The sequence below is a fragment of the Ralstonia sp. SA306 genome (assembly GCF_054792405.1).
On the sequence record NZ_CP096451.1, the window covers coordinates 1894859 to 1921704 of the forward strand.

At 64.3% G+C, this 26846-nt stretch carries 27 protein-coding genes; 8 read left to right on the top strand and 19 right to left on the bottom strand.

The window, feature by feature from the left end:
- Positions 1-9: 9 nt before the first annotated feature.
- The 3 genes from M1D44_RS09060 to M1D44_RS09070 form a co-directional block, all read right to left on the bottom strand.
- Positions 10-675: a site-2 protease family protein gene (locus M1D44_RS09060; protein ID WP_316853798.1), complete on the bottom strand. Its 666-nt coding sequence runs from the start codon at positions 673-675 to the stop codon at positions 10-12.
- 66 nt (positions 676-741) lie between these two features.
- Entirely contained in the window at positions 742-1365 is a 624-nt protein-coding gene (locus tag M1D44_RS09065) for an L-threonylcarbamoyladenylate synthase (protein ID WP_045204327.1), read from the bottom strand.
- A 13-nt stretch (positions 1366-1378) separates the two neighbouring features.
- Positions 1379-2239: a 3',5'-nucleoside bisphosphate phosphatase gene (locus tag M1D44_RS09070; protein ID WP_024976036.1), complete on the bottom strand. Its 861-nt coding sequence runs from the start codon at positions 2237-2239 to the stop codon at positions 1379-1381.
- Between the two features lie 151 nt (positions 2240-2390).
- Here M1D44_RS09070 and M1D44_RS09075 point away from each other — a divergent pair, with 151 nt between their 5' ends.
- The 3 genes from M1D44_RS09075 to M1D44_RS09085 are packed head-to-tail and all read left to right on the top strand — an operon-like array spanning position 2391 to position 4408.
- Positions 2391-3467 (top strand): NAD(P)/FAD-dependent oxidoreductase, encoded by a 1077-nt coding sequence (locus tag M1D44_RS09075; RefSeq protein WP_316853799.1) that lies wholly within the window; start codon positions 2391-2393, stop codon positions 3465-3467.
- 9 nt (positions 3468-3476) lie between these two features.
- Positions 3477-4022, top strand: coding sequence for a DUF4166 domain-containing protein (locus tag M1D44_RS09080; RefSeq protein ID WP_024976038.1), 546 nt, complete (start codon positions 3477-3479; stop codon positions 4020-4022).
- Entirely contained in the window at positions 4019-4408 is a 390-nt protein-coding gene (locus M1D44_RS09085; RefSeq protein ID WP_024976039.1) for a thiol-disulfide oxidoreductase DCC family protein, read from the top strand. The genes M1D44_RS09080 and M1D44_RS09085 overlap by 4 nt, the downstream gene beginning before the upstream one ends.
- Before the next feature lie 9 nt (positions 4409-4417).
- Here the strand turns inward: M1D44_RS09085 and M1D44_RS09090 are convergent, their stop codons facing one another.
- Both M1D44_RS09090 and M1D44_RS09095 read right to left on the bottom strand, forming a co-directional pair.
- Complete coding sequence (locus tag M1D44_RS09090; protein WP_316853800.1) at positions 4418-5335, bottom strand: alpha/beta fold hydrolase; 918 nt, start codon at positions 5333-5335, stop codon at positions 4418-4420.
- Between the two features lie 79 nt (positions 5336-5414).
- Entirely contained in the window at positions 5415-6257 is an 843-nt protein-coding gene (locus M1D44_RS09095) for a ferritin-like domain-containing protein (RefSeq protein ID WP_316853801.1), read from the bottom strand.
- Between the two features lie 115 nt (positions 6258-6372).
- On the opposite strand from M1D44_RS09095, the gene M1D44_RS09100 reads away from it, so the two are divergent.
- The 3 genes from M1D44_RS09100 (at position 6373) to M1D44_RS09110 (ending at position 8429) form a co-directional block, all read left to right on the top strand.
- Entirely contained in the window at positions 6373-6900 is a 528-nt protein-coding gene (locus tag M1D44_RS09100; protein ID WP_004626140.1) for a gamma carbonic anhydrase family protein, read from the top strand.
- Positions 6897-7910: an Hsp33 family molecular chaperone HslO gene (gene hslO, locus M1D44_RS09105; RefSeq protein ID WP_316853802.1), complete on the top strand. Its 1014-nt coding sequence runs from the start codon at positions 6897-6899 to the stop codon at positions 7908-7910. Before M1D44_RS09100 ends, hslO begins: the two co-directional genes overlap by 4 nt.
- Before the next feature lie 105 nt (positions 7911-8015).
- Positions 8016-8429 carry a hypothetical protein gene (locus M1D44_RS09110; RefSeq protein WP_112185991.1) on the top strand — a complete coding sequence of 138 codons (414 nt, stop codon included), beginning with the start codon at positions 8016-8018 and terminating at the stop codon, positions 8427-8429.
- A gap of 57 nt (positions 8430-8486) precedes the next feature.
- Here M1D44_RS09110 and ftsB read toward each other — a convergent pair whose 3' ends face one another.
- The 14 genes from ftsB to M1D44_RS09180 form a co-directional block, all read right to left on the bottom strand.
- Positions 8487-8822: a cell division protein FtsB gene (gene ftsB / locus M1D44_RS09115; protein ID WP_024976044.1), complete on the bottom strand. Its 336-nt coding sequence runs from the start codon at positions 8820-8822 to the stop codon at positions 8487-8489.
- Positions 8823-8913: 91 nt separating this feature from the next.
- Positions 8914-10197, bottom strand: coding sequence for a phosphopyruvate hydratase (gene eno / locus M1D44_RS09120; protein ID WP_024976045.1), 1284 nt, complete (start codon positions 10195-10197; stop codon positions 8914-8916).
- Positions 10198-10244: 47 nt separating this feature from the next.
- Complete coding sequence (locus M1D44_RS09125; protein WP_024976046.1) at positions 10245-10535, bottom strand: DUF1330 domain-containing protein; 291 nt, start codon at positions 10533-10535, stop codon at positions 10245-10247.
- A 74-nt stretch (positions 10536-10609) separates the two neighbouring features.
- A complete protein-coding gene (gene kdsA, locus M1D44_RS09130) occupies positions 10610-11464 on the bottom strand; it encodes a 3-deoxy-8-phosphooctulonate synthase (RefSeq protein WP_024976047.1) in 855 nt (284 codons plus the stop codon).
- A gap of 21 nt (positions 11465-11485) precedes the next feature.
- The gene (locus M1D44_RS09135; RefSeq protein ID WP_024976048.1) at positions 11486-13150 is read right to left on the bottom strand and encodes a CTP synthase; all 1665 of its coding nucleotides are present in this window, start codon (positions 13148-13150) and stop codon (positions 11486-11488) included.
- 91 nt (positions 13151-13241) lie between these two features.
- Positions 13242-14063: an alpha/beta fold hydrolase gene (locus tag M1D44_RS09140; protein WP_316853803.1), complete on the bottom strand. Its 822-nt coding sequence runs from the start codon at positions 14061-14063 to the stop codon at positions 13242-13244.
- A 15-nt stretch (positions 14064-14078) separates the two neighbouring features.
- The gene (locus M1D44_RS09145; protein ID WP_024976050.1) at positions 14079-14981 is read right to left on the bottom strand and encodes a peptidase; all 903 of its coding nucleotides are present in this window, start codon (positions 14979-14981) and stop codon (positions 14079-14081) included.
- A gap of 83 nt (positions 14982-15064) precedes the next feature.
- Entirely contained in the window at positions 15065-15910 is an 846-nt protein-coding gene (locus M1D44_RS09150; protein ID WP_112185230.1) for a transglutaminase family protein, read from the bottom strand.
- A gap of 57 nt (positions 15911-15967) precedes the next feature.
- Complete coding sequence (locus tag M1D44_RS09155; RefSeq protein WP_024976052.1) at positions 15968-16918, bottom strand: alpha-E domain-containing protein; 951 nt, start codon at positions 16916-16918, stop codon at positions 15968-15970.
- Between the two features lie 65 nt (positions 16919-16983).
- Positions 16984-18468: a circularly permuted type 2 ATP-grasp protein gene (locus M1D44_RS09160; protein WP_024976053.1), complete on the bottom strand. Its 1485-nt coding sequence runs from the start codon at positions 18466-18468 to the stop codon at positions 16984-16986.
- A 103-nt stretch (positions 18469-18571) separates the two neighbouring features.
- The gene (locus tag M1D44_RS09165) at positions 18572-21094 is read right to left on the bottom strand and encodes a DNA internalization-related competence protein ComEC/Rec2 (RefSeq protein WP_316853804.1); all 2523 of its coding nucleotides are present in this window, start codon (positions 21092-21094) and stop codon (positions 18572-18574) included.
- 9 nt (positions 21095-21103) lie between these two features.
- On the bottom strand, positions 21104-21916 hold the full coding sequence (locus M1D44_RS09170) for a TatD family hydrolase (protein ID WP_024976055.1): 813 nt from the start codon (positions 21914-21916) through the stop codon (positions 21104-21106).
- An 84-nt stretch (positions 21917-22000) separates the two neighbouring features.
- Positions 22001-22729 carry a lipoprotein-releasing ABC transporter ATP-binding protein LolD gene (gene lolD, locus M1D44_RS09175; RefSeq protein ID WP_024976056.1) on the bottom strand — a complete coding sequence of 243 codons (729 nt, stop codon included), beginning with the start codon at positions 22727-22729 and terminating at the stop codon, positions 22001-22003.
- A complete protein-coding gene (locus M1D44_RS09180) occupies positions 22722-23972 on the bottom strand; it encodes a lipoprotein-releasing ABC transporter permease subunit (protein ID WP_024976057.1) in 1251 nt (416 codons plus the stop codon). Before M1D44_RS09180 ends, lolD begins: the two co-directional genes overlap by 8 nt.
- 71 nt (positions 23973-24043) lie before the next feature.
- Between M1D44_RS09180 and M1D44_RS09185 the strand changes: the two genes are divergently transcribed.
- Together M1D44_RS09185 and recJ are read left to right on the top strand one after the other, a co-directional pair.
- Positions 24044-25123 carry a hypothetical protein gene (locus tag M1D44_RS09185; protein ID WP_316853805.1) on the top strand — a complete coding sequence of 360 codons (1080 nt, stop codon included), beginning with the start codon at positions 24044-24046 and terminating at the stop codon, positions 25121-25123.
- A 12-nt stretch (positions 25124-25135) separates the two neighbouring features.
- Positions 25136-26830 carry a single-stranded-DNA-specific exonuclease RecJ gene (gene recJ, locus M1D44_RS09190; protein ID WP_316853806.1) on the top strand — a complete coding sequence of 565 codons (1695 nt, stop codon included), beginning with the start codon at positions 25136-25138 and terminating at the stop codon, positions 26828-26830.
- Positions 26831-26846: the final 16 nt, after the last annotated feature.

The following is a 26846-nucleotide window of genomic DNA, read 5'->3' on the forward strand; positions in this document are numbered from 1 at the left end:
GTTGAAGACTCAGGAAAACAGCATCTGCAACGGGCTCAGAATCCACTGCAGCAGTTGAAACAGCAGCGCCATGATCGGGCGCATCCAGACATTGGTGATGACGTTGGAAATGATCAACGCCATCACGATGAAGAAGCCGAACGGTTCGATGCGCGACAGACCGAGCGCCATCCGAGGCGGCAGGAGTGCTGCCAGCACGCGCCCGCCATCAAGCGGCGGCAGCGGAAACATGTTGAACGCCGCCATCACCATATTGACCAGAATGCCAGCGCGCGCCATGCCGATCAGGAACGGCTCATTCACACCGCCCAGCGCGAACACAACCGCCAACACGCCCCAGAAGATCGCCTGAACAAAGTTGGTGGTGGGCCCCGCCAGCGCCACCCACATGCCGTGCCAGCGCGGATCGCGTAGACGGTCGAAGCGCACCGGCACCGGCTTGGCATAGCCAAACACGAAAGCGCCTTTGGTTGCGAAATACAGCAGCAGCGGCATTGCGATTGTGCCGATGGGATCGATGTGCCGCAGCGGATTGATGCTGACGCGGCCCATGACATAGGCTGTATCGTCGCCGAAATGCTTGGCGACATAGCCATGCGCCGCCTCATGCAGCGTGATGGCAAACAGGACGGGAATCGCGTAAACCGCGATGTTCTGGATCAGTGTGGGGTCCATAGGCGAGCTATTGTAGCAAGCGCGCGCCGCGGCAAGGCGCCACCGAAGTGCGCGCCAACGGCTGGCCTACAGGCCCACGCGAGCCGGATCGCCCCGGCCTTGGCGCACAAGTTCGGGCTCGCCGCTGGTCAGGTCGATGACGGTGGTCGGTTCAGCCGGGGCTGGACCGCCGTCGATGACGAGTTCGAGCTGCTTTTCAAGCCGGTCCCGAATGGTCTCGGCCTCGTTGAGCGGTTCGTCGTCGCCGGGCAGTTGCAGCGTGGCCGAGAGCAGCGGCTCACCCAACTCCGCCATCAGTGCCAGGGGAATCGCGTGTTCCGGTACGCGCAGGCCGATCGTCTTGCGCGACGGGTGCGAAAGCCGGCGCGGCACTTCCTTGGTCGCCTCGAGCAGGAAGACGAACGGCCCCGGCGTCGCCGCCTTCAGCACGCGGTACTGCTTGTTGTCGACGCGTGCAAACGTGGCCAGCTCGGAAAGGTCGCGGCACATCAGCGTGAGGTGGTGCTTCTCGTCGATGCCGCGCACGCGGCGCAGGCGCTCGACGGCCGATTTGTCGTCCAGATGGCAGGCGAGCGCGTAGCAGGAATCGGTGGGCAGCGCGACCAGGCCGCCGCCGCGGATGATCTCCACGGCCTGGCGAATCAAGCGCCCTTGCGGGGTGGTCGGGTGAATCTGGAAGAACTGGGACATGGCAGCCGCGCGCTCAGGACATCCACCGGCTCCACACCGGCGTCAGGTTGTCGGGTAGCGGCGGCAGCGTGCCGAGTTCGACGCGGCCCTCACCTGGACCATGGAAGTCTGAACCGCGCGACGCCAGCAGGCCGTAACGGCGGGCCACGTCGGCGTACAGCGCATATTGGTCGGGCGTATGGCTGCCGGTGACGACCTCGACGCCCTCCCCGCCCAGCGCCTTGAATTCGTCAAACAGCGCGCCGTGCTCGACCAGCGACAGCGTGTAGCGCCCTGGATGCGCCATCACCGCGACGCCACCCGCGCCCTTGATCCAGTTGATCGCATCGGCCAGGCGTGCCCAGCGATGCGGCACGTAACCCGGCTTGCCGTCGCCCAGATAGCGGTCAAATACCTCGTGGATGTCGCGGCAGTGACCGTGCTCGACCAGGAAGCGCGCGAAATGGGTACGTGAGACCATGTCGGGATTGCCGGCGTAGCGCAACGCACCTTCATAAGCGCCTTCGATGCCGAGCTTGGCCAGCGCGGCGCTGATGTCTTCGGCGCGCGCGCAGCGGCCGGAGCGTGTCCGTTCGAGCCCCTGCACCAGATCGGGGTTATCCGGATCGATGCCAAGACCGACGATGTGCAGCGTGCGCCCCGCCCAAGTCACGGAAATCTCTACGCCCGAGAGGTAATCCATGCCCAAGGCCGTTGCCGCTTCGCGAGCAGCGGCCTGCCCACCCACTTCGTCGTGGTCGGTCAACGCCCAGAGCGTCACACCGTGCGCGGCAGCGCGGGCAGCCACTTCCTGCGGCGCAAGCATGCCGTCCGACACCGTGGAATGGCAGTGCAGATCGGCATTTCGGGCGGAGGCGGCGGAGATGTTTGGCATTTCGCCATTTTACTGCCGCGTCGCGCAACCGGGGGACCTCACCCCACTAAAGATCGGCATTCGGAAGACCCGACTGCCCGTGGCGGTGTTCGCGGCGAGGCGCTTGCTGCAGGCTATAGTGGCCGCATTGTTTCGTTCTCGACGCTTTGCCATGACTTCCGCCAAATTCCCCGCCGATCTACCTCAGCCCTTGCAGCAACGCATCGACGTGCTCGTCGTGGGTGCGGGGCCAGTGGGGCTATTTGCAGCCTTCCAGGCAGGCGTGCTCGGCATGTCGTGTGTGCTGGTGGATGCATTGGACCGCCCGGGCGGCCAATGCACGGAGCTGTACCCGGAAAAACCGATCTACGACATCCCGGCGCTCGTCTCGTGCACGGCGCAGGAACTCGTCGACCGGTTGATGGCCCAGTGCGCGCCGTTCAACTACCCCATTCTCTGCGGTCGCCGCGCGGAAACCGTGGAAACGCTGGAAAGCGAGCACGGCCAGCGCTTTCGCGTCACCACCAGCGCCGGCGACGTGTTCGACTGCGCCGCCGTACTCATCACGGCAGGCAACGGCGCGTTCACCCCACAACGTGTGGCTTTGCCTGAAGCGGCCGCGCTGGAAGGGCGCCATCTGCACTATGCCGTGCGCGACACTGCGCGCTTTGCGGGCAAGCGCGTGGTTATCGCTGGCGGCGGGGATTCCGCGCTCGACTGGGCGCTCGCGCTGCGAAAAGTGGCCGCACGTGTAACGCTGGTCCATCGGCGAGAGGGCTTTCGCGCAGCCGATGCGAGCGTCGCTGAAATGCGCGCCGCCGTCACCGCCGGCGAAATGGATTTCGCGCTGGGCATGCTCTCGCGTCTGGACAGCACGCCCGACGGCACACTCACCGGCGCGGCCATCCGCGGGCGCGATGGCGAAACCGTTCTGCCCTGCGATGAACTGATCGCGCTGTATGGCTTGGTCTCCGAGCCAGGCCCGATTGTCAACTGGGGCGTAGAGATGCGCGCGGGCCGCATCACGGTGGAAACGACGGCGTACGAGACGTCGCGCCCGGGCGTGTTCGCGGCGGGCGACATCGCGCTGTATCCGAACAAGCAGAAGCTGATTCTGTCGGGTTTCCACGAGGTGGCGATGGCGCTGCGCCGCGCGTACCGCTACGCGAATCCGGACAAGACGCTCGTGCATACGCATTCGAGCAACGACGCGGGGTTGCAGACAAAGCTGCATGTGGCTGCCGAGTAGGTCGTCCGCATGCGCGCACCGTCGCTCTACGAAACCGTGCTTGGCGGGCGATACGCGCAACTGGCGCCGGCGGTGCAGACGTTCCACCGAATGACCGGCGCAGTGACGCTGCACGGTGAAGTCGAAACAGAGCCGCCCGCCTCGCGCCTCGCACGCGGGCTTGCCTGGTGCATCCGCACGCCGCGCACATCGACACGCGGCCCGATCCGAATCACGCTCAACGCCGCAGCCACGGAAGAAACCTGGACGCGCCATTTCCCGCGCCACACGATGCGCTCAACGTTGTCGCTGCATCAGGGGCGCATCACGGAACGGCTCGGTGCGGTGCGTCTGTTCTTTGCGCTGGAAGCGGAGCACGGCGTATTGCGGATGCGCCTGGCGGGCTTGCGCTTCCTCGGCATCCCTTGCCCGGCGTGGCTGCGGCCGGCCGTGTTGGCAGAGGAATCCGGCGAGGGTGATCGCTTCCACTTCAACGTACGCGCCAGCGTGCCATTGTTGGGTGTGGTTGCGGCATATCGAGGTTATCTCGACCTGACGACGATGGAGCACGAATGATCGTTGTCTACGATGCGCACTGCCTGCTGTGCAGCGGCTCCATCCAATTTCTGCTGCGACACGATCGGCAAGGCGTGCTGCGCTTCGCATCCATGCAGGGCGAGACCGGACGGCAGTTGCTCGCGCAGGCCGGCGTGAGTCCGGATGGCGTGGATACCGTGCTGTTCGTGCGAGACGGCCGTGCGTGGCGTGAAAGCGCCGCCGTCCTGCGCATCCTGCATGCGCTCGGCTGGCCCTGGCGGTTGGCATGGATCGGCTGGTTGATCCCGGCAGCACTGCGCGACACGCTGTATCGCCGCGTTGCGCGCAATCGCTATCGATGGTTTGGGCGGTCAGACACTTGCATCCTGCCGCCACCCGGCGCGGCGCGGCGATTTCTCGATTGACTCTGTCGCTCAGCGCTGCAAGCAGAACTCTTCGATCAGCGCGGCCACCTGCTCCGGCTGATCGTGGTGCAGCATGTGCCCCGCGTCTGCAATCAGCACCTCACGGAAATCAGGAAACGCCGCAAAGCGTGTCTTGAACTCGGCCAGCGGCACGTCGCCCGCGATGGCCTTCAGCGTGGGTGAATCGACTGCCTCGACGTGCAGCACGGGCGCGGTAACACAGCGCCAGATTTCCATCACCTCATCCAGCCGATAAAGCTGCGGATTGATAATCTTGTGCGCCGGGTCGCCGAGAATTTCCCAGCGGCCCTCGGCGTTCTGGCCCGACCAGTGTTGCGCGAGGAATGCGGCCTTGTCGGACGGCAGACGCGGATTGGTCTTCTGCAGGCGCGCGGCGACGTCTTCAACGGTGGCGTAGGTGTTCAGGCGCGGCTTGTCCTTCAGCTCGTCGAGCCAACGTGCATAGCGCCGCGGCGCCTGTGATGCCTTCGACGCCGACATGCCGAAGCCCTCCAGATCCACCACGCGCCGCACGCGCTCGGGCCGGATACCCGCGTACAGGCAAACCACGTTGGCGCCCAGGCTGTGTCCGACCAGCGTCACCTGCCCTTCCGGCTGATAGTGATCGATGATGGCTTCGAGGTCGGCCACGTAATCGGCAAACCAATAGCTCTCGACGCCGGGGCCCTGGGTGGGTCGGGCGGTCTGGCCGTACCCGCGCCAATCCGGCGCCACGATATGCCAGCGCTCGCGCAGCGCATCGACCAGAAACTGGAACGACGCCGACACATCCATCCACCCGTGAAACAGGAAGAGGATGGGCGCACCGGGTTCGCCCCATTCGCGGATGTGATAGCGCAGGCCGCGCACGGGCAGATATGTCGAGCGGGAGGCCTGGCGCACGGCAGGCTGTGTGGTGGAGACCATGGTTTCCGTCACCCAATAGAAATCGAACGATCGTTCTTTTTCAGAAGATTATAGCGGCGGATGGGGAACGCCGTTGCGCTTAGAACGAGGCTTCCAGGGCGGCAATTTCGTCGTCGTCGAAACCGGCCTGGCGGCGCGCCTCGAGGTTGAATGGACCGCGCAATCGCGGCGCACCGTATTGCTCGGCCAGCTTGCGATACGTTGGCACGGGGTCCAGGCCGGCGCGCTCGCACAGCCAGCGGTACCAGCGATTGCCGACCGCAACGTGGCCGATCTCGTCGCGCAGGATGATGTCGAGGATGCCAGCGGCCGCCATGTCTCCAGCCTGGGCCAGCTTGGCACGAATCGGCGGCGAGGCGTCGAGCCCGCGCGCCTCAAGCGTGCGCGGCACCAGCGCCATGCGCGCGAGGGGATCGGCAGCAGTTTTCTCCGTCATCTGCCACAAGCCGTCGTGGGCGGGGTGATCGCCGTAGCGGCAATCGAGCGTTGCCAAGTGGGCCGCAAGCAACGAAAAGTGCGTGGCCTCTTCAGCGGCCACACGCGCCCAGTCCTGGTAGAACGCCACGGGCATCCCCGCAAAACGCCACACGGCGTCGAGCGCAAGATTGATGGCATTGAATTCGATGTGCGCGAGTGCGTGCAACAACGCGCCCCGACCACGTGGCGTATCGATCGCACGACGGCGGGGAACCTCGGAAGGCGGCACGAGCACCGGCGCGCCTGGGCGGCCGGGGACACCACTTTCCGGTGTCGCCATGGCTTCGTTAATGCCCCAGCTCGCGTCGTCGGCACACTTGGCGCGCTCGCCCAGACGCAGCGTGGCGTCCACCTTGCTGGCCGGATCAGTGAGACACAGCGCTGCCAAGGCGGCGTGGCGCAGCGTGTTGGGGAGCGTTTTGGGGCAAGGCTGCGAAGCGGTCATCAGCGTACAATTTGGACTTTCCGCCATTTTAATTCGACGCATCGGCCTGCCTCGCTCGGCAAGCTTGAAGACCCGCCCATTCCCCCCATTTACGCAGATTCTGGAGACCGATCGCATGGCCCTCTACCAACTCGGCGATGTTGCCCCGACCATTGACGCAAACGCCTATGTGGCCCCGGAAGCGACCGTCATCGGCCGCGTGGAGCTGAAAGCACGTGCGAGCGTGTGGCCTGGCGCCGTCATCCGTGGCGACAACGAGCCGATTACCGTGGGCGAGGCCAGCAACGTGCAGGAAGGCTCGGTGCTGCACACCGATCCGGGCTGCCCGCTGAACATCGGCGACCGAGTGACGATCGGCCACCAGGCCATGCTGCACGGTTGCACGATCGGCGAAGGCTCGCTGATCGGCATCCAGGCGGTGGTTCTCAATCGCGCGGTGATCGGCAAGAACTGCCTGGTGGGCGCGGGCGCGATTGTCACCGAAGGCAAGGTCTTCGAAGATGGCACGCTCATTCTGGGTGCGCCCGCCAAGGCTGTGCGCAAACTGACGGAAGACGACATCGCCAAGATGCACCTGAACACCGAAACGTATGCGGTGCGTCAGGCGATGTACAAGCAGCAACTGAAACGGATCGATGGATGACTGACGAGCTGAAGAAATTTGTATTCGACGCCGCGCCTGTGCGCGGTGAACTGGTGCGCCTGGAAGAGACATGGCAAGAGGTGCTGAGCCACCGCCGCTACCCTGCCCCGGTCAGCACGCTGCTGGGTGAGATGATGGCCGCCGCCGCGCTGCTGTCAGCCAACCTCAAGTTCAACGGCGCGCTCGTCATGCAACTGCACGGTGACGGCCCGGTGCACATGCTGGTCGTGGAGTGCAACTCCGACCTGTCGATGCGCGCCACCGCCAAGATTGCCGAAGGCGTCGAGATTGCCGACGACGCCACGCTGGCTGCCATGGTCAACGTGCACGGCAACGGACGCTTCGCCATCACGCTCGATCCGCAAGACAAGTTGCCGGGCCAGCAGCCGTATCAAGGCATCGTGCCCCTGTCGGATGAGAACGGGCCGCTTGCCAGCATCACCGAAGTGCTTGAGCACTACATGCAAAGCTCTGAGCAGCTCGACACGCGCCTGTGGCTGGCCGCCGACGGCAAGGTCGCGTCGGGCATGTTGCTGCAACGCTTGCCTTCGTATGGCGGCACCATGGAAGGCCGCACGACCCACGTGCCTGCGCAAGTTGGCGAGACGGGCCAGCCGCTGCACCACGACGTGCAGGAGCAAGATCTCGACACGTGGGAGCGCGTTTGCCAGCTAGGCAAGACGCTGCGCCGCGACGAACTGCTCGAACAGCCGATCGACACGCTCATCAAGCGCCTGTACTGGGAAGAAATGGAAGCGGCCGGCATCCGCATGTTCGAGCCGCAAACCCCGCGGTTCCGCTGCTCGTGCTCCCGCCTGCGAGTGGGGTCGATGCTGCGTACGCTGGGCCAACCCGAGGTCGACAGCATTCTGGAAGAGCGCGGCCAGGTGGAAATCGACTGCGAATTCTGCGGCCAGCACTACAGCTTCGACGCCGTGGACTGTGCACAGCTCTTCGCACAGGAGACCGTCGCGCAAGGCATCCAGGGCGCGTCCGACCAGCGCCACTGAACACGGCGACATAGTATGAAGTGCGCGTGGCGCGCGGCACTTATCGGTGCCGCCCACGCTCTAAGTCGCCAGTTTCTTCATCTGCCGCTTGCTGCGGAGCGCATCATGTCTGAGCCCACTTCCTCGTCCTTGCGATCGTTGAGTCTCTCTCGCGCTGGTGCGCTGGCGTTGCCGATTGGCGCGGCGCTGCTGGCGTCGGCCTGCGTTGCCGTGCCGCGCGGCCCGGGCGGTACCCCCTACACCGCCCGGCTGTCGGACGATACGCAGGCTGCGGCATCCGCGCCGTTGTCGGCGGAAGACCGCAAGAAGCTGGATGCGCTGAATGCCAAGGCGCTGCGCGAATCGGATCAAGCCATCAGACGCGATGCCGAAGCGCGCGCCTATGCGGCCACGCCGTACTACGCGCCGTATCCGTACTACGGAGGCTATTCGGTGTACTACGGCAGCGGATGGCGGCACCGTGGCGGCTGGGGCGTCAGCTACGGGGCACCCGTGTGGGGCTATCCGTACTACTGGTAAATCCCGGAAATTGTCTTGAAGACGAGCGCATCTGCAGGATGCGTTCGCATAGCTGGCTCAGTGATGCGCCTGCTGGCCCGCCGGAGGGGGCGGCGGGGGCGGAGTTTCGCTGGTTTTCGGGGCCGGCGCGACGAACTGCACGAAGCCTTCATCGTCCTTCACCATCCCCAGCTCATAGCGCGCGCGCTCTTCAATGGCGCCCGTGCCTTCCTTCAAATCCTTCACTTCGCCTTCGAGCTTGGTGTTGCGCTGCTTCAGTTCAGCGTTGCGCTGATTCTGCGCCGTCACCTGCTTCTGCATGTCCCACACGCGCAGCCAGCCGCCCTTGCCCAGCCAAAGCGGGTACTGGATAGCAAGCAGCAACAGCAGCAGGAACAGCGTAATCAGGCGCATAGAGACAAGCGTTGGCGGTACTCGGGCCCCAAATACCATGCGACCGCCAAAGCGGCGGTCGCACAGTCATGCGGAGCGAAACTGCGAGGGATTATCGCAGGTTATAGAACGCCGACTTGCCCGGGTAGCTGGCGATATCACCGAGGTCTTCTTCGATACGCAGCAACTGGTTGTACTTGGCCATGCGATCCGAGCGCGACAGCGAGCCGGTTTTGATCTGGCCAGCGTTCGTGCCAACGGCAATATCGGCGATCGTGCTGTCTTCGGTTTCGCCCGAGCGGTGCGAGATCACGGCGGTGTATCCGGCGCGCTTGGCCATCTCGATGGCGGCAAACGTCTCGGTCAGCGTGCCGATCTGGTTGATCTTGATGAGGATCGAGTTGGCGATGCCCTTCTCGATGCCTTCCTTCAGGATCTTGGTGTTGGTAACGAACAAATCGTCGCCCACCAGCTGCACCTTCTTGCCAAGCTTTTCGGTCAGGACCTTCCAACCGGCCCAATCGCTCTCGTGCATGCCGTCTTCGATCGACACGATCGGGAACTTGTCAGCCAGATTTGCCAGGTAGTTGGCGAAATCTTCCGACGACAGCTGCAGGCCTTCGCCTTCGAGGTGATATTTGCCGTCCTTGTAGAACTCGGAAGCAGCGCAGTCCAGCGCCAGCAGCACGTCTTCACCGGCCTTGTAGCCAGCTTGCTCGATGGCCGACAGGATGGTGTTCAGGCACTCTTCGTTGCTGGCGAAGTTCGGTGCGAAGCCGCCTTCGTCGCCAACGGCCGTGCTCATACCCTTGTCAGCCAGGATCTTCTTCAGTGCGTGGAAGATCTCTGCGCCGCAGCGCAGGGCTTCACGGAAGCTCGACTGGCCGACCGGCATCACCATGAATTCCTGGATGTCCAGGCTGTTGTTGGCGTGTGCACCGCCATTGACGATGTTCATCATCGGCACCGGCATCTGCATCGCGCCCGAACCGCCGAAGTAGCGATACAGCGGCAGACCGGCTTCTTCGGCAGCAGCCTTGGCAACAGCCATCGACACGGCCAGCATGGCGTTTGCGCCCAGGCGGCTCTTGTTCTCGGTACCGTCCAGATCGATCAGGGTGCGATCCAGGAAAGCCTGTTCCGACGCGTCCAGGCCCATGATGGCCTCGGAGATTTCGGTGTTGATGTGCTCGACGGCCTTGAGCACGCCCTTGCCCAGGTAGCGCGACTTGTCGCCGTCACGCAGTTCGATGGCTTCGCGCGAGCCGGTGGATGCGCCCGACGGCACCGCGGCACGGCCCATCACGCCCGATTCCAGCAGCACGTCGCATTCGACAGTCGGATTGCCGCGCGAGTCCAGCACTTCGCGACCGATGATATCTACGATGGCACTCATGAAAATCCCTCTTGGTGTCTTAAAGCTAACGCAAGCAGTCGATGGGCTTAGATGCCTTCGACCACAATCATGTTCATCTTGGCGGCCTTGGCGCGCGCATCGCGCGCAGCCAAGTATTCCTCGCTGTCATAAAACGCCTTCGCAGCATCGTAGCTTGCAAACTTCAGCACGACGATACGCGTCGGGTTCCACTCGCCTTCCAGCTGCTCGGTCTTGCCGCCGCGCACCAGCGGCTCCGCGCCATGAGCCTGCATGGCCTTGGTCGACAGCACTTTGTATTGTTCGTATTGCACGGGGTCTGTCACGTCCACGTACGCGAGGATGTAGCCAGCGGCCATGTGTCTCTCTCCAGAAGCTGCAACAAACGACGACGGCAGCATACGCTGCCGCCGGTCGGGTTGGGATCAGTCAATCAGTCGAACTGATTTTCCAGGAAACCGCTGCGCTTGGTGAGCACATCCAGTTCTTTCAGAACCGACAGCAAGTCTTTCATGCGACGCAGCGGTACGGCATTCGGACCGTCTGATTTCGCGCATGCGGGATCGGGGTGCGTTTCCATGAAAACGCCCGACACGCCCGCGGCGATGGCCGCACGTGCCAGCACCGGCACGAACTCGCGCTGGCCGCCCGAGCTGGTGCCCTGGCCGCCCGGCAATTGCACCGAATGCGTGGCGTCGAACACCACCGGCGCCCCCGTCTCTCGCATGATCGCGAGCGAGCGCATGTCTGACACGAGGTTGTTGTAACCAAACGAGGCACCGCGCTCGCAGGCCATGAAGTTGTCTTCCGGCAGGCCGGCATCGCGGGCAGCATGACGCGCCTTGTCGATGACATTCTTCATGTCGTGCGGCGCGAGGAACTGGCCCTTCTTGATATTGACGGGCTTACCGCTCTGCGCGCAGGCACGGATGAAATCGGTCTGGCGACACAGGAACGCCGGCGTCTGGAGCACGTCCACGACTTCGGCCACGGGCTTGATCTCATCGATCTCGTGGATGTCGGTCAGCACAGGCACGCCCACCTGGCGACGCACTTCCGCCAGAATGCGCAGCCCCTCTTCCATGCCCAGACCGCGGAACGAGGCGTCCGACGAGCGATTCGCCTTGTCGAACGACGACTTGTAGATGAACGGAATGCCCAGCTCGCCGGTAATCTCCTTGAGCGTACCGGCGGTGTCGATCGCCATCTGCTCGGATTCGATCACGCAGGTGCCGGCAATCAGGAAGAACGGTTTGTCGAGGCCGACTTCGAAATCGCAGAGTTTCATGATGTTCCCGTGTGCCGGCGCTTAGGCGACAGCGCGTTGCGTGTTCTGCTGGTGATGCGCCAGCGCGGCTTCCACGTAGGCCTTGAACAGCGGGTGGCCATCACGCGGCGTCGAGGTGAATTCCGGGTGGAACTGCACGCCGACGAACCACGGGTGCATCGACGCCGGCAGCTCCATCATTTCCGGCAGGTTTTCCGACGGCGTGCGCGCGGAGATGATCATCCCGGCCTTTTCCAGCTGAGGCACGTAGTGATTGTTCACCTCGTAGCGGTGACGATGGCGCTCGTTGACTTCCGCGCCATAGATTGCCGCTGCCTTGGTGCCAGATTGCACCGGCACGCGCTGCGAGCCCAAGCGCATGGTGCCGCCCAGGTCGGAGTCGGCCGAGCGCTTTTCCACGCGGCCATCGCGATCCAGCCATTCGGTAATGAGCGCGACCACCGGGTGTTCGGTCTCGTCGTTGAATTCCGTGCTGTTGGCGTCTTTCATGCCGGCCAGATGGCGGGCGAATTCGATCACTGCCAACTGCATCCCCAGGCAGATGCCCAGGTACGGCACGCCCTTTTCACGTGCGTACTGAATTGCGCGGATCTTGCCTTCCGTACCGCGCTTGCCGAAGCCGCCCGGCACCAGAATCGCGTCCAGCGTGTCCAGCACCTGCGTATGGCCCGATTCCAGTTCTTCGGAATCGATGTACTCGATATTGACGCGCGTCGAGGTATGCAGGCCGGCGTGGCGCAGCGCCTCGATCAGCGACTTGTACGACTCGGTCAGGTCAACATATTTGCCGACCATGCCGATGGTGATCTCGTGCTGCGGGTTTTCCAGCGTGTGCACCATATGCGCCCACACCGACAGGTCTGCCGGCGGCGCTTCGATGCGCAGCTCTTCGCAGATGATGCGATCCAGCCCCTGCTCGTTGAGCATTTGCGGGATCTTGTAGATGGTGTCGACATCCCACACTGAGATGACCGCGTCCTGCGGCATGTTGGCGAAAAGCGAAATCTTCGCGCGCTCATCGTCGGGAATCGGGCGGTCGGCGCGGCACAGCAGCGCGGTCGGCTGCACGCCGATTTCGCGCAGCTTCTGCACCGAGTGCTGGGTCGGCTTGGTCTTCAGCTCGCCGGCGCTGGCAATGAACGGCACCAGCGTCAGGTGTGCGAACGCCACCTGGTTGCGACCCAGGCGCAGGCTCATCTGACGTGCGGCTTCCAGGAACGGCAGCGATTCGATATCGCCCACCGTACCGCCGATTTCCACGATCGCCACATCGGCCTTACCGCCATGCGATGCAGCAGCACCGCGCTCGATGAACGCCTGGATTTCGTTGGTGATATGCGGAATCACTTGCACCGTCTTGCCGAGATACTCGCCGCGACGCTCCTTGCGGATCACGGATTCGTAAATCTGGCCGGTGGTGAAGTTGTTCGCCTTGCGCATCTTGGCCGAGACAAAACGCTCGTAGTGGCCAAGATCGAGGTCGGTTTCTGCGCCGTCCTCGGTCACAAACACTTCGCCGTGCTGGAACGGGCTCATCGTGCCCGGGTCGACGTTGATGTAAGGATCGAGTTTGAGGAGGGTGACTTTGAGGCCGCGCGACTCGAGAATGGCCGCGAGCGAGGCGGCGGCGATGCCCTTGCCGAGTGAGGACACTACGCCACCGGTAACGAATACGAACTTGGTCATGACCTAGCTTGCCGGGGAAAGCCGGATTATAGCAAAGGTCCCCTCTCCGATCCGTGACAGAACGGTGGAATTTGCCCCAAGGCAGCCTCGCCTATGCGGCGTGCCGCATGGCGCCTGCGTTGGCGCGCATTTCGTTGATCAACTCGCGGATCAACCGGGCCGTTTCGAGCGGCTTTTCCATCGGATAAAGATGACTGCCCTCGATCCAGCGCAGCCTCCCGCCGACGATGCGCCGGGTCGCGCCCAGTCCGACTTGGCGAATCTCGCGTGAACGCGTGCCAGCCACAAAGCTGACGGGGAACGCCGTGCCGCCAGCGACTTTACGCCCCATGTTGGTCGGCAATGTCCGATAGATTTGGTATTCGATTTCGCGCGAGAAGCGCAGTGTGCGCTCGTGGTCACGCCCGGTAGGCTCGGTGCCATGCTCGACATAGTCGCGCAGCACGTCTTCGTCCCAACGATCGAACTTGCGCTTGGCCTTGAAGTGGCTCCAGACGGAGTCGAGATCGGGCCACAGATGGCGCCGGTTTTTCGTCGCCGCGGCAGGCGATTGGCTCTCGTCAATGTCCAGCCATTGCGCCACGCGCAGCAGCTTGGCGCGCCATCCCGCGATGATCGGCGAATCGAGCATCACGACGCCACGCACGCGCTCGGGCCGGCGCAGCGCCGCCATCAAACTCAAGAAGCCGCCCAGCGAATGACCCACCAGCCAGACCGGCTCGGCCTGCGCGTCGATTTCGGCGAGCAGCTCCTTCACCAGACCAGGCCAGGAACGGGTGACAGGAAAACGCGGATCATGCCCAAAACGCTCCACGGCGCGGATGTCGAATTCGTCACCCAGCACGCCTAGCATCTTGCGATACGTTCCCACGGGAAAGCCGTTGGCATGCGAAAAAAGCATCACATCACGCATCGCAGATCCTGTGCCTCAGTGCGACTTCTGCGATCCGCCGGCCACGCGCTGGATCGTGGATACCTGCTCCAACGCAGGACCGGGCGCGCGCTCCGGCACTGCGGGCGCGTCAGCGGCGGGCGGCGCGATGCGCACGGGCCCGACCTCCGCGGAGGGATGACCCTCGCGGCGCAACGGGTACGAAGGCGAAGTGCCGGTTTCCCAATCCGGATCGTCGATTTCGGCAAACACCTGGCGCAGGCGCTTGCCCCATGTGCCGCGAATCATCGTGAAATATGGGTTCTCTTCGTCGATGGCGACAAAGCGCGTCACACGCAGGGAGTCGGTCTCATAGACAAGTAGATCCAGCGGCAAGCCCACGGAAATATTCGATTTCAGCGTTGAATCCATCGAAATCAGCGCGCATTTTGCAGCTTCGTCCAGCGGCAGCCCCGGGCTGACCACTCGGTCGATGATCGGCTTGCCGTACTTGGCTTCGCCGATCTGGAAATAGCAATTCTCGGGCGTGGCTTCAATGAAGTTGCCTGCCGCGTAGACGTTGAACAGGCGCGGCCGCTCTGCGCCGATCTGCCCGCCGAAGACGATGCTGACGTTGAAGTCGATTTTGGCCTTGGCCAGCGCTGCCGCGTCGCGGTCGTAGACGTCGCGCACGGCCTCGCCAACAATCGTGGCGGCCTCGAACATGTCCCGCGCCGTCCACAGCGAGCGCGGCTTGCCGCGCGCTTCGGTCAGCACTTGGCGCACCGCCTGACTGATCGCCAGATTGCCGGCCGTCAGCAGCACCATGACACGATCGCCTTCGCGCTCGAAGACGGTCATTTTGCGGAACGTGGAAATGGCGTCCACGCCCGCATTCGTGCGGGAGTCGGACAGGAACACAAGGCCTGCGTCCAGGCGCATGGCGACGCAATAAGTCATGGGCGAAGCAACAAACGGAAACGGTGGGTTGAAGGCATTCTAGCGCGCCGATCGGAACCCATCTGCGCGCTTGGAAGAGATGCTCAATTCACTCGGGTAGCGTCGGCGGGCAATGGCTCGATGGAAATGCTGACATCCAGCGTCTCGGCACCCCCGCCCTGCCGCACACCGCGAACCGGAGCCGCGGACTGGTAATCGCGCCCGACTGCCAGCCGGATGTGGCGGGCATCGGTAAAGCACTGGTGGGTGACATCGATGCTGCACCACGTGTGCGATTCGGCGTCGAGGCAAACGTCGGCCCAGGCGTGACTGGCAAGATCCTCTTCGCCCACGGCATGGAAATAGCCGCTGACATAGCGCGCCGGGACACCCAGCGCCCGGCAGCACGCGACCATCACCTGCGCCTGGTCCTGGCATACGCCCGTGCCCAGGCCAAACGCCTCCGCAGCGGTGGTGCCAACGTGGGTGGTGTTCGGCTTGTAGCTCACGCGCGTGGCGATGGCTTGCGCAAGGCGTACCGCAGATTCCGCGTCTCCGTGCACCAGCGCGTGCTCGCGCGCAAAGTTGATCATCTCGGGCGGCGCGGAAGTCAGCGACGTAGCACTCAGAAAATACAGCGGCGACACGCGATAGCGCCCTTGCCCGGGCGCATCGACAAACCGATGGCTGCCGGGCGCGCCCGCAGGAAACACCTCGACAATGCCACGCGCGTCGATGACGACGTCATCCGTGCGGTTGCCGAGGGTGAAGTGATGGACGACATTGCCGAAACCGTCCGTGGCACGCGTGAGGTTGCCAGGCGCGTGGATCTGCCAGCTGTCCACCTGCTGCAGCTCGCCGCTGCGAGGCGTCAGCCGCAGCTCATGCACGCTGTGGCGCAGCGGCTCGGCATAACGGTAGACCGTCGTGTGTCGAATTTGGTATTTCACGATGACACGGGCACCACCCGAAAATGGCGCCCCGATGTATGCACATTGTCCTGCACGTCACGCCACCTCGAGCGGCACCAGGAAATCCTGGCTGATGCCGTTGCCCAAGTCGCCGATCCGCTCCAGGAAGTTGGTCAGCCAGGCATGCAGGCCGACCGCAAAAATATCTTCGATGCGGGCGTACCGCAGGTCGGCGTGCAGTTTACCAGCGCGACGTTCGGTCTCTGCCGATTGACTGTTGCGCACAGTCGCAAGAATCTCAACCACCTCGTCCATGCTGGCCAGCAGCGAACGCGGCATGTCGCTGCGCAGAATCAGCAACTCCGCCACGCGCGTCGGCGTAATGACGTTGCGATAGATCTTGCGGTAGACCTCGAAGCCCGACACCGAGCGCAGCGTGGCGGCCCAATGGTAGAAGTCGCCCTGCTCCGCCGCGGTTTCATCGCGGGTGGGCGTGGACTGGAACTTCACATCCAGCAGCCGTGCAGTGTTGTCTGCGCGTTCCAGGAACGTGCCCAGGCGCATGAAATGGAACGCGTCGTCCGTCAGCATGGTGCCGACCTGCACGCCGCGCGACAGATGCGAGCGGAACTTCACCCATTCAAAGAATTGCGACGGATCGTCCCGCAGCATGCCTTCGGCAATCAGGCGCTGAACGTCCAGCCACGTGGTGTTGATGGTCTCCCAAACCTCGGTCGTGATGGAGCCGCGTACCGCCCGGGCGTTCTCACGCGCGCCGCGCAGGCAACTCATGATCGACGACGGGTTGGTCATGTCACGCACCATGAAATCGATCACATCGTCGCGCGAGAGCAGGCCATAGCGTTCGTCAAAGACCTGCGTCAGTTCGCAGATGTCGAGCATTGCCCACCAGCCCTGCTCGGCCACTTCCGCGGATTGCGGCAGCAGCGAGGTCTGGTAGTTCACGTCGAGCATGCGGGCGGTGTTCTCGGCGCGTTCGGTGTAGCGCGCCATCCAGAAAAGGTGGTCTGCGGTGCGGCTGAGCATGGCGTTCCCTTCTACGTATTCGATATGCAATTGATCGACTGCCAGTTGCGACAATGCGCGAGCGTTCAGCGCTCCAGCACCCACGTATCCTTCGTCCCGCCTCCCTGCGACGAGTTGACCACCAGCGAGCCCGCCCGCAACGCCACGCGCGTGAGGCCGCCCGGCACCATGCGCACATCCTTGCCGGACAGCACGAACGGCCGCAAATCGATATGGCGCGGCGCGATGCCTGCTTCCACATACGTTGGACAAGTCGACAACGCCAGCGTGGGCTGCGCAATGTATTGTTCCGGGCGAGCCTTCACCACCTCACGGAAGGCGGCAATCTCTTCCTGCGTGGCGGCCGGACCGACCAGCATGCCGTAGCCGCCTGCACCGTGCGTTTCCTTGACCACCAGTTCGCCCATGTGGTCGAGCACGTATTGCAGGTCGTCCGGCCGGCGGCACATGTACGTCGGCACGTTATTGAGGATCGGCTCTTCGCCAAGGTAGAAGCGGATCATGTCCGGCACATATGGATAGATCGACTTGTCATCCGCCACGCCGGTGCCGATGGCATTACAGATCGTGACGTTGCCCGCGCGATAGACCGACAGCAGCCCTGCTGCACCCAGGGAAGAATCCGGCCGGAACACCAGCGGATCGAGGAAATCGTCGTCCACCCGGCGATAGATGACGTCGATGCGCTGCGGACCCTGCGTCGTGCGCATATAGAGGTGATCGTCCTGCACGAAAAGATCGTGCCCCTCCACCAGCTCAACGCCCATCTGCTGCGCAAGAAACGCATGCTCGAAATACGCCGAGTTGTACATGCCGGGCGTGAGCACCACCACCGTCGGATCGGCAATGTTCTGCGGCGACACGCTGCGCAGCATGTCGAGCAGCATGTCGGGGTAATGCGCGACGGGCGCCACACGATTGCGCGCAAACAATTCCGGAAACAGCCGCATCATCATCTTGCGGTTTTCCAGCATGTACGACACACCGGAAGGCACGCGCAGGTTGTCTTCCAGCACGTAGAACTCGCCCTCGCCGGCACGCACGATGTCAATGCCGGCCACGTGCGCGTAGATGTCGCGCGGCACGTCCACGCCGAGCATGTCGGGGCGGTATTGGGCGTTGTTGTAGATCTGATCGGGCGGGATAACGCCGGCACGCAGGATGTTCTGCTCGTGATAGATGTCGTGCAGAAAGCGGTTGAGCGCATCAACGCGTTGCCGCAGGCCGCGTTCGAGCTTGGCCCACTCACTGGCCGGGAAGATGCGCGGAATGATGTCGAACGGAATCGTGCGCTCGGTGCCGCTGTTCGATTCGTCCTTGTCGCCGTACACGGCAAAGGTGATGCCGACGCGGCGGAAGATCAGGTCTGCCTCGGCGCGCTTGTTCTGCAGCGTCGTGGCGGACTGCGCGCCCAGCCATTCGGCGAAACGTCCGTAGTGGCCGCGCACCTCGCCTTGCTGGACGAGGGCTGCCGGGGCCGGTTCGGCGGCGTGAGGGTTGCGGTCCCCGTCATGCCAGTTGAGCATTTCATCGTAGAACCGGACTGCCATGCTTTTCTCCCCTGACGGCGCCGCGCGATGTACGCGGCACGTGGTTTTTATAGCACAGCGGTTTTGCCCCCCACAATGGGGCCAACCCGTTATGCCTCCAAGTTTACGGCTGGGCGTCGAAGGCGCCGGTGGCCGTTGCCAGGGGTTCCACTTCCTGCGCGGAAGACCAGTACCGCGGCCGCATGGTACGCGCAGTCTGGACGTCCAGCACATCGCCGTCGGTCTCGATGACGACGGCACCGGTCCTGTCCATGCGCAAACCGTCGATGTCGCGCGACACGTAGCGCTGCCAGACGTGCGGATGCGGATGTCCGTACCGGTTGCGGTAGCCGACCTGGAAAACTGCCACCTGCGGAGAAACTGCGTCCAAGAACGCGCCGCTGGAGCTTGTCTTGCTGCCGTGATGCGGCACAAGCAAGATGTCTGCCATCAGTCGCCCAGGCGTTTCGGCGGCGATGAGGGCGCTTTCCTGGGCGGCTTCGATATCGCCGGTCAGCAACGCAGCGTGGCGGCCATTGGCGATGCGCACCACACAACTGCGGGCGTTGCTGGACACGCGCTCGCTTTCAGCAGGCTGGCGCAGCGGGTGCAGCACCTCAAAGACAACGCCATCCCACGTCCATGCTTGCCCAGCCAAACAATCGGTAAAGCGGATGCCGTTTTCATCGGCCACGCTGCGCAAGGCGTGCCGTTGGGGCAAAGACGCCAACATGGTGCGCACTGGCACCGCGTCGATCACCGTTTCGGTGCCACCGGCGTGGTCGCTGTCTTCGTGGCTGACGACAAGCGTGTCGAGCGATTCGACGCCGTGGCTGCGCAGGTAAGGAGTGATGACGCGGGCAGCAGCATCCGCGTGATCGCCGTAACGCGGGCCGGTGTCGAACAGGAGGCGATGGTTGGCGGTTTCGATCAATGCTGCGGCACCTTGGCCGATATCGAACGCGATGAGCCGGAATTCGCCGGGCGGTGGAGCTGGCACCCGCGCCAGCACGAGCGGCAACAGGAGCAAGGCGCCCTGGGCGCGCCATGCCCATGCACGGATGCCGCCGGGCAACAGCAATAGCGCCACGCCCATCATCGACAGCAGCAACGCCCACACGGGCGCGACCGGCGCCACCCAGACAGACCAGCGCGGCTGTGCCAGCCATTCAAGCCAAATGGCCAGCCAGCGGAAGCTCGCCTCGGCCAACATCAGCACCGGCCGCGCAAGCGGATCAGGGAGCGCCGCGCCGATCAGCGCCAGCGGTGTCGTCACGAAACTCACCGCGGGAATCGCCAGCCCATTGGCCACCGCGGAAACCACCGACGTCTGCTGGAACAACAGCAAGGTCAACGGTAAAAGGCCGAACGTAACCGCAAGCTGAATCCGCGTACCGGCCACCAATGCATGCCAGGTGCGCTTCATCCAGCCCTCTGCTTTGCCATTGCGCCGGCCATCGAGCGCCATCTGCGCGGCGATGAAGATGATCGCCACCGCGCCGAATGACAGCCAGAACCCGGCCGACATGACCGCCCACGGGTCGACCACCGCCACCACGGCGGCCGCCCAGCACAGCGACAGGCTGGCCGGCACATTCCGATCGGTCAACCTGGCGATGGCTACGGTGGACAGCATCAGCAGCGTGCGCTGCGCAGGCACGCCCATCCCGGCAAGCAGGCAGTAGCCGAACGCCCCCAACATGGCCGCGATGGCACCTGCGCGCGGGGTAGGCATGCATAGCGGCAATGGCGGGCGCAGCCAGCGCGCCAGCCCGAACGACCGCCGCCACAACGCCATCCACAATGCGGCAAACAGCCCGGCGATCATCGTGATGTGCAGGCCTGAAATGCTGACGAGGTGACTGATGCCTGTGCGGCGGAACAGGTCCCAGTCATCGCGGGCGATGCCGCTTTGGTCGCCCACCACGAGCGCCACCATGACGGCCGCGTAGCGTGCATCGGGCAACGTCGCGAGGATGTGGCGCCGCACGCTGGCACGCCAGCGCTCTACCTCAACGCCGAAACCGGTGCCGGCCTCATCCAGCGCGACGTTCTGCGCGCGCTTTCCCGTACGGACGTAGCCGATGGCGCGGATGTTGTCGGCCAGCATTGCGTATTCGCCATCGAAGCCACCGGGGTTGGTCAGGCTATGCGGGCGCTTTACGCGTAGCGTCAGCTGCCAGCGTTGGCCGGGTTTCAGATCGGGGATGCCGGCACGTTGGTCGGGCTTTGCGCCCTCCTCGCTTACGTTGCCCCAGGTTCGCGTGCCATACCAGGACAGGCGCACGCGTGGCGGCACGGCATCACCCGCATTACTGGATTCGATGTGGAAGAGAAAACGCGTGGCGTCGTCGCCATTCTGCGGCAGCTCGGCAACCACCCCGGTTGCAATGATGTCCTTGCCTTCCCACGCAGGGCTGAGGGCCACGGCCATGCGCTGCTGCGCGCGCCAATCGCTCCAGCCAAAACCCGCCGCGATGGCGCTGGCGACCAGCAAGACGGGAAACAGCATTGGCCGACGTCGCATGACAACTGCCAGCAACAGGCAGAGCAACACCACGCCCAGCGGCTGCCACACCGGCGCGAGCGTCGCCTGCATCTGCAATGCCATGCAGCCGGCAACAAAGCCGATCAGCCACAGACGCACGCGCGGCCGTCAGACTGGCAACAGCGCTGCCAGGCGAGGAATGGCTTCGATGCTGTTGCGGCACGCCTGCTCGGCCAACGCCTCAACGGAGATGCCACGTAATTGCGCCATCGCGTCGGCGATGCGCGCGACTTCTGTCGGAACATTGCGCACACGACCCTGCTCGCCGAACTGGTCGTCGGCCAACCAAGCGGGCGCGAGGTCGGGCGCGTCGGTTTCCAGCACGATCGACTCGATCGGCAATTCCTGCGCCAGCCGACGCACGCGATTGGCGCGCGAGAAGGTAAAGACGCCGCCGAATCCCAGCTTGAAACCGGAATCGACAAAGCGATGCGCCTGTTCCGGGCTGCCGTTGAACGCATGCGCAATTCCGCGTACGCCCGCCTTGGCGGCGGCGCTATGCACCTGGTCCTGCGACTTGCGCACGTGCATCAGCACAGGCAGGTCGAATTCGCGAGCGATGCCCAGTTGCGCACGGAAGACGGCGTTCTGCCGCTCAACGTCGTAGTCGGGAATGAAGAAGTCGAGGCCGATCTCGCCGACGGCCACAAAGCGCGGGTCATCCATTGACGCGGCGACCTGGCGGCGCAATTCGAGCAGGTCGTCGTCGGTGGCCTGCGCGGCGTAGATCGGATGGATGCCCAGCGCATAACTGCAACCGGCATGCCGATGCGCCAGCGCCCGCACCGTATCGAAATTCCAGCGCGCGACCGCCGGCACGACGATGTGGTTGACGCCCGCCGCATGCGCCTGCGCAACGACTGCATCACGGTCGGTATCAAAGTCGCTGGCGTCGAGGTGGCAATGGGTGTCGATCCACATGGTCAGTTCTGCGCTAGAAAAGGCGGCAACGTACCGGAAAGCGCGGTGTTCTGGAATCCGCCTTTTCCGATTGTGCCGCCCGGCTCAGCGCTCTTGGTGCAAATGGCCTTCCCGCAGGCGGAAAATGCGGTCGCAGCGGCCCGCCAGTTCGATATCGTGCGTGACGATGACAAAGCTGGTGCCCAGCGTGCGCGTGAGTTCCAGCATCAGATCAAACACTTCACCGGCGGTGTGGTCGTCGAGGTTGCCGGTGGGCTCATCAGCCAGCACGCAAGCCGGGGACCCGACCAGCGCACGCGCAATCGCCACGCGTTGGCGCTCGCCGCCGGACAGCTCGCCCGGGCGGTGCGCCGTGCGCGGGCCCAGGCCCACGCGCTCGAGCATCGCCTGTGCGGTGTGGCGCGCTTGCGCTTCTTCCACGCCACGAATGCGCAGCGGCATCGCGACGTTGTCCAGCGCGGTGAATTCCGGCAACAGATGGTGGAACTGATAGACAAAGCCCAGCGCCCGATTACGCAGGGTGTTGCGCTCGCGCTCCTTCATTGCGGTGAAAGGCTTGCCGAGCAACGAGACGCGGCCCGACGTCGGCTCATCCAGCCCGCCCAGCACATGCAGCAACGTGCTCTTGCCGGAGCCCGACGCGCCGACGATGGCGACCTTCTCGCCCACGCCGATGCGGATGTCCACGCCCTTGAGCACGTCGACATTCAAGCCGCCCTGGTGGAACGACTTGGATAGTCCTTCGGCCTGCACCACCACACCCTGCGGCGCTGCGGCCGGCGCTTCCATGGAAGTCATGACGGCCTCACTCATAGCGCAGCGCCTCCGCCGGATTCACGCGCGAGGCGTGCCAGCTCGGATACAGCGTCGCCACCGACGCAAGGATGAAGGAAATGATGCCAATGGTCGCAATGTCGTTCACGCGGGGGTCCGAGGGCAGTTCGCTGATGAAGTAGATGTCACGCGGCAGGAATTGCACGTGGAAGAGACGCTCGATGAAAGGCACGATCACGTCGATGTTGTACGCGATGAGCGTGCCGAAGCCCACGCCCAGCAATGTGCCGATAAACCCGATCGCCACGCCTTGCACGATAAAGATCTTCATGATCGAGCCCGGCTGCGCGCCCATCGTGCGCAGGATGGCAATGTCGGCCTGTTTGTCCGTCACCGTCATCACCAGCGTGGACACCAGGTTGAATGCCGCCACGGCGATGATCAGCGTGAGGATGATGAACATCATCTTCTTCTCGGTCTTCACGGCGGCAAACCAGTTGCGGTTCTGGCGAGACCAGTCGCGGATGTACAGCTCGCCGGTCAGCGTGCGCGACAGGGCTTCGGCCACCTGCGGGGCACGGTCCATGTCCACCAGCTTCAGGCGCACGCCGGTCGGGCCGTCCAGGCGGAACAGGCGCTCGGCGTCTTCCATATTGACCAGCGCCAGCGAGCTGTCGAACTCGTAGTGGCCCGATTCGAAGATGCCCGTCACCGTGAACTGCTTCAGGCGCGGCAACACGCCCGCCGGGGTGATGGTGCCCTGCGGCGCCACCAGCGTGACCTTGTCCCCCTGGTGCACGCCCAGGCCGTTGGCCAGTTGGCTGCCCAGGGCGATGCCGAATTCGCCAGGTTTCAGGTCGTCGATCGTGCCCGCCTTGAAGTCCTTCGCAATGTCCGAAACCTTCGGCTCGTCCGCCGGCGACACCCCGCGCAGCAGCACGCCGCGCACCGCCTCGTCGCGCGTGATCATGGCCTGCGCGCCCACGTATGGTGCCGCCCCGATGACTTCCTTGTTCTGCATCGCCTCATTGGCGGTACGCTGCCAGTCCGGCAGACTGTTCGGCGCCATGACCTCGATATGTGCCAGCACCGACAGCATGCGGTCCCGCACTTCCTTCTGGAAGCCGTTCATGACGGAGAGCACGATGATCAGCGCCGCCACCCCCAGCGCAATGCCGAGCATGGAGATGAGCGAGATGAAAGAGATGAAGCTATTGCGGCTGGCGCGCTTGCTTGCGCGCGTATACCGCCAGCCGATCTGCCATTCGTATGGAAGTTTCAAAGGGGATTCCCCGTGGGTGTGATTTGTCCGGCTCACTGGCCGACGAGCCGGAAGTTTACAATCTCGGAGCCATGATTCCTGAACTCACCCTGATTGTCCCGTTTTGCGCGCCCGCTGCCGAGGTGGCGGACGACGCTTACCGTCAATTGACCTTGCCAGGCCTGGAAAGGTTGCTCGCGCGTGCGCGCGAGGCGGAACGCGAGCGCCACGACGACGCCTACCTGCCCACGCTGCCGCACGAGCGCTGGCTGGCTGCGCATGCCGGGCTACCCATTTCTCCGCTGCCGTCGGCGCCGTACATGCGACTGGCGGACGGCGGCAGCGCCGACACGCGCACCTGGGCCTGCCTGCAGCCGGTCCACATCCACGCCGCCCGGGACCATCTGGTGATGCTCGACCCGGCCCAGCTCCGCCTGGAAGCCGCCGACGCCGACGCCCTGCGCACCGCCATCACCCCCTTGGTCGCCGAAATGGGCATCACGCTCGATGCCACGCACGCCGCCCGCTGGTACGTCGCCGATTCACCCTTTGGCGACCTCATTGCCGCCGCGCCGCAACGCGCCACCGGCCACAACATCGACATCTGGATGCACAAGGGCGAGCAGGAGCGCGCCTGGCGCAAGTTCCAGAACGAGATCCAGATGACGTGGTACGACCACCCCGTGAACCAAGCGCGCGAGGCGCGTGGCCTGCTGCCGGTCAATTCGGTCTGGCTATTCGGCCAGGGCGCGCTGGTCGACGCCCGCCCCATTGCCGAGCGCATGATCGGGGCCGATCCGTTCTTCGCCGGCCTGTGTCACGCCGGCAACGCCACTGAACTGTGCGCGGAAACGCTGGCCGCCGTGCCGTTCGACGACACGAGCGCCGCCGCGCTGCTGGACAACGCCGGCAAGCCGTATCTCTCCGCCGACTGGTACGACTGGATCGAAACCCTGCGCGCGTACGACCGCGACTGGTTTGCCCCCGCCGCCGATGCGCTGGCTGACGGCCGCATCAATGCCGTCTCGCTCGTGCTGACCGGCGACTCGCACTACGCCCACTACCGCGTCACCCGCCGCGAACTCGCCAATGGCCCGTTCGGCTGGCTGCGCCGCTTCAGTCGTCCACGCACCTTGCGTGATGCGCTCTCCCCGCTTTCCATGGCCGCTTGAGGCTAATCCTGCATGACCCGCATCGCTGTCCGTTCGCATTCGGCCGACGCCGCCACCACGCTGGCCGGCCACGGCATTCACCCTGTGCTCGCACGCATCCTCGCCGCCCGGGGCGTCGCCCGGCCCGACGAACTGTCGACCGAGCTGACCGACCTCCTGCCGCCCGCGCAACTCAAGGGCATTGACGACGCAGCGCGCTACCTCGCCGATGCCATCGCCGCCCGCAAGCGCCTTCTGATCATTGCCGACTACGACTGCGACGGCGCCACCGCCTGCGCCGTCGGCGTGCGCGGCTTGCGCATGCTCGGCGCGCAGGCCAGCTACATCGTCCCGAACCGCTTTGAGTATGGCTACGGCCTGTCGCCCGAAATCGTGGCACTGGCCGCGCGCGAGAAGCCGGACGTGCTGGTCACCGTCGACAACGGCATCGCCGATGTGGCGGGCGTGGCTGCGGCCAATGCGCTGGGCATCGATGTTGTCGTGACAGACCACCACATGCCCGGGGCGCAGTTGCCCGAGGCGCGCGTGATCGTCAACCCGAACCAGCCGGGCTGCGGCTTCCCGAGCAAGAATCTGGCGGGCGTGGGCGTGATGTTCTACGTGCTGCTGGCGCTGCGGGCGGAGTTGCGCAAGCGGGGCGTGTTCACGCCGCAAGATCAGCCGCGCCTTGATACGCTGCTCGATCTGGTAGCACTCGGCACCGTGGCCGACGTGGTCAAGCTCGACGCCAACAACCGGCTGCTGGTCGCGCAAGGCCTTAAGCGCATGCGCGCCGGGCGGATGTGCCCAGGTATCGCCGCGCTGTTCCGCGTGGCCGGCCGCGAGGCGCGTCGCGCGTCGACGTTCGATCTCGGCTTCGGCCTCGGTCCCCGTCTGAACGCCGCCGGGCGCTTAGCCGACATGTCACTGGGCATCGAATGCCTGCTCACCGATGACTACGACCGCGCCATGGCCATCGCCGCGGAACTCGACGGCATGAACCGCGAGCGCCGCGAGATCGAAGCCGGCATGCAGCAGGAAGCGCTCGCCATCCTCGACAGCATGAATGCCCTGGACGGCGCGGGCCGCCACACCATCGCGGTCTACAACGAGACGTGGCACCAGGGCGTGATCGGCATCGTCGCCTCTCGCATCAAGGACAAATTCCACCGCCCCGTCTTCACCTTCGCGCCCGGCGACGATGGGGTCATCAAGGGCTCGGGCCGTTCGATTCCCGGCTTCCACCTGCGCGATGCGCTGGACGCCGTGCACAAGCGCAGCCCGGGCCTGATCGTGAAGTTCGGCGGCCATGCCATGGCGGCTGGGCTCACGCTGCGTGAAGACGGTTTCGATGCATTCGTCTCGACCTTCGAGGCCGTCGGCCGCGAATGGCTGACCGAGGCGCTGCTCTCACGCGTGCTCGAAACCGATGGCGAGGCGGACCCCGAATGCTTCACGCCGCAGTTCGTCGAGCTGCTCGAAACCCAGGTCTGGGGTCAGGGCTTTCCGGCGCCAAGCTTCTGCGGCGAATTCGATGTGCTGTCGCAGGCCGTGCTGAAGGAGAAGCACCTGAAACTCAAGCTTGGCCGCGGCAAGCAGCATTTCGACGCCATCTGGTTCAACCACGCGGAGCCGCTGGGCGCCTCGGCGTATGTGGCCTACCGGCTCGACAACAACACCTTCAACGGCATTACGCGCGTGCAGATGGTGATCGAGCATGCGCAATAGCAGATTGGTCAAACCT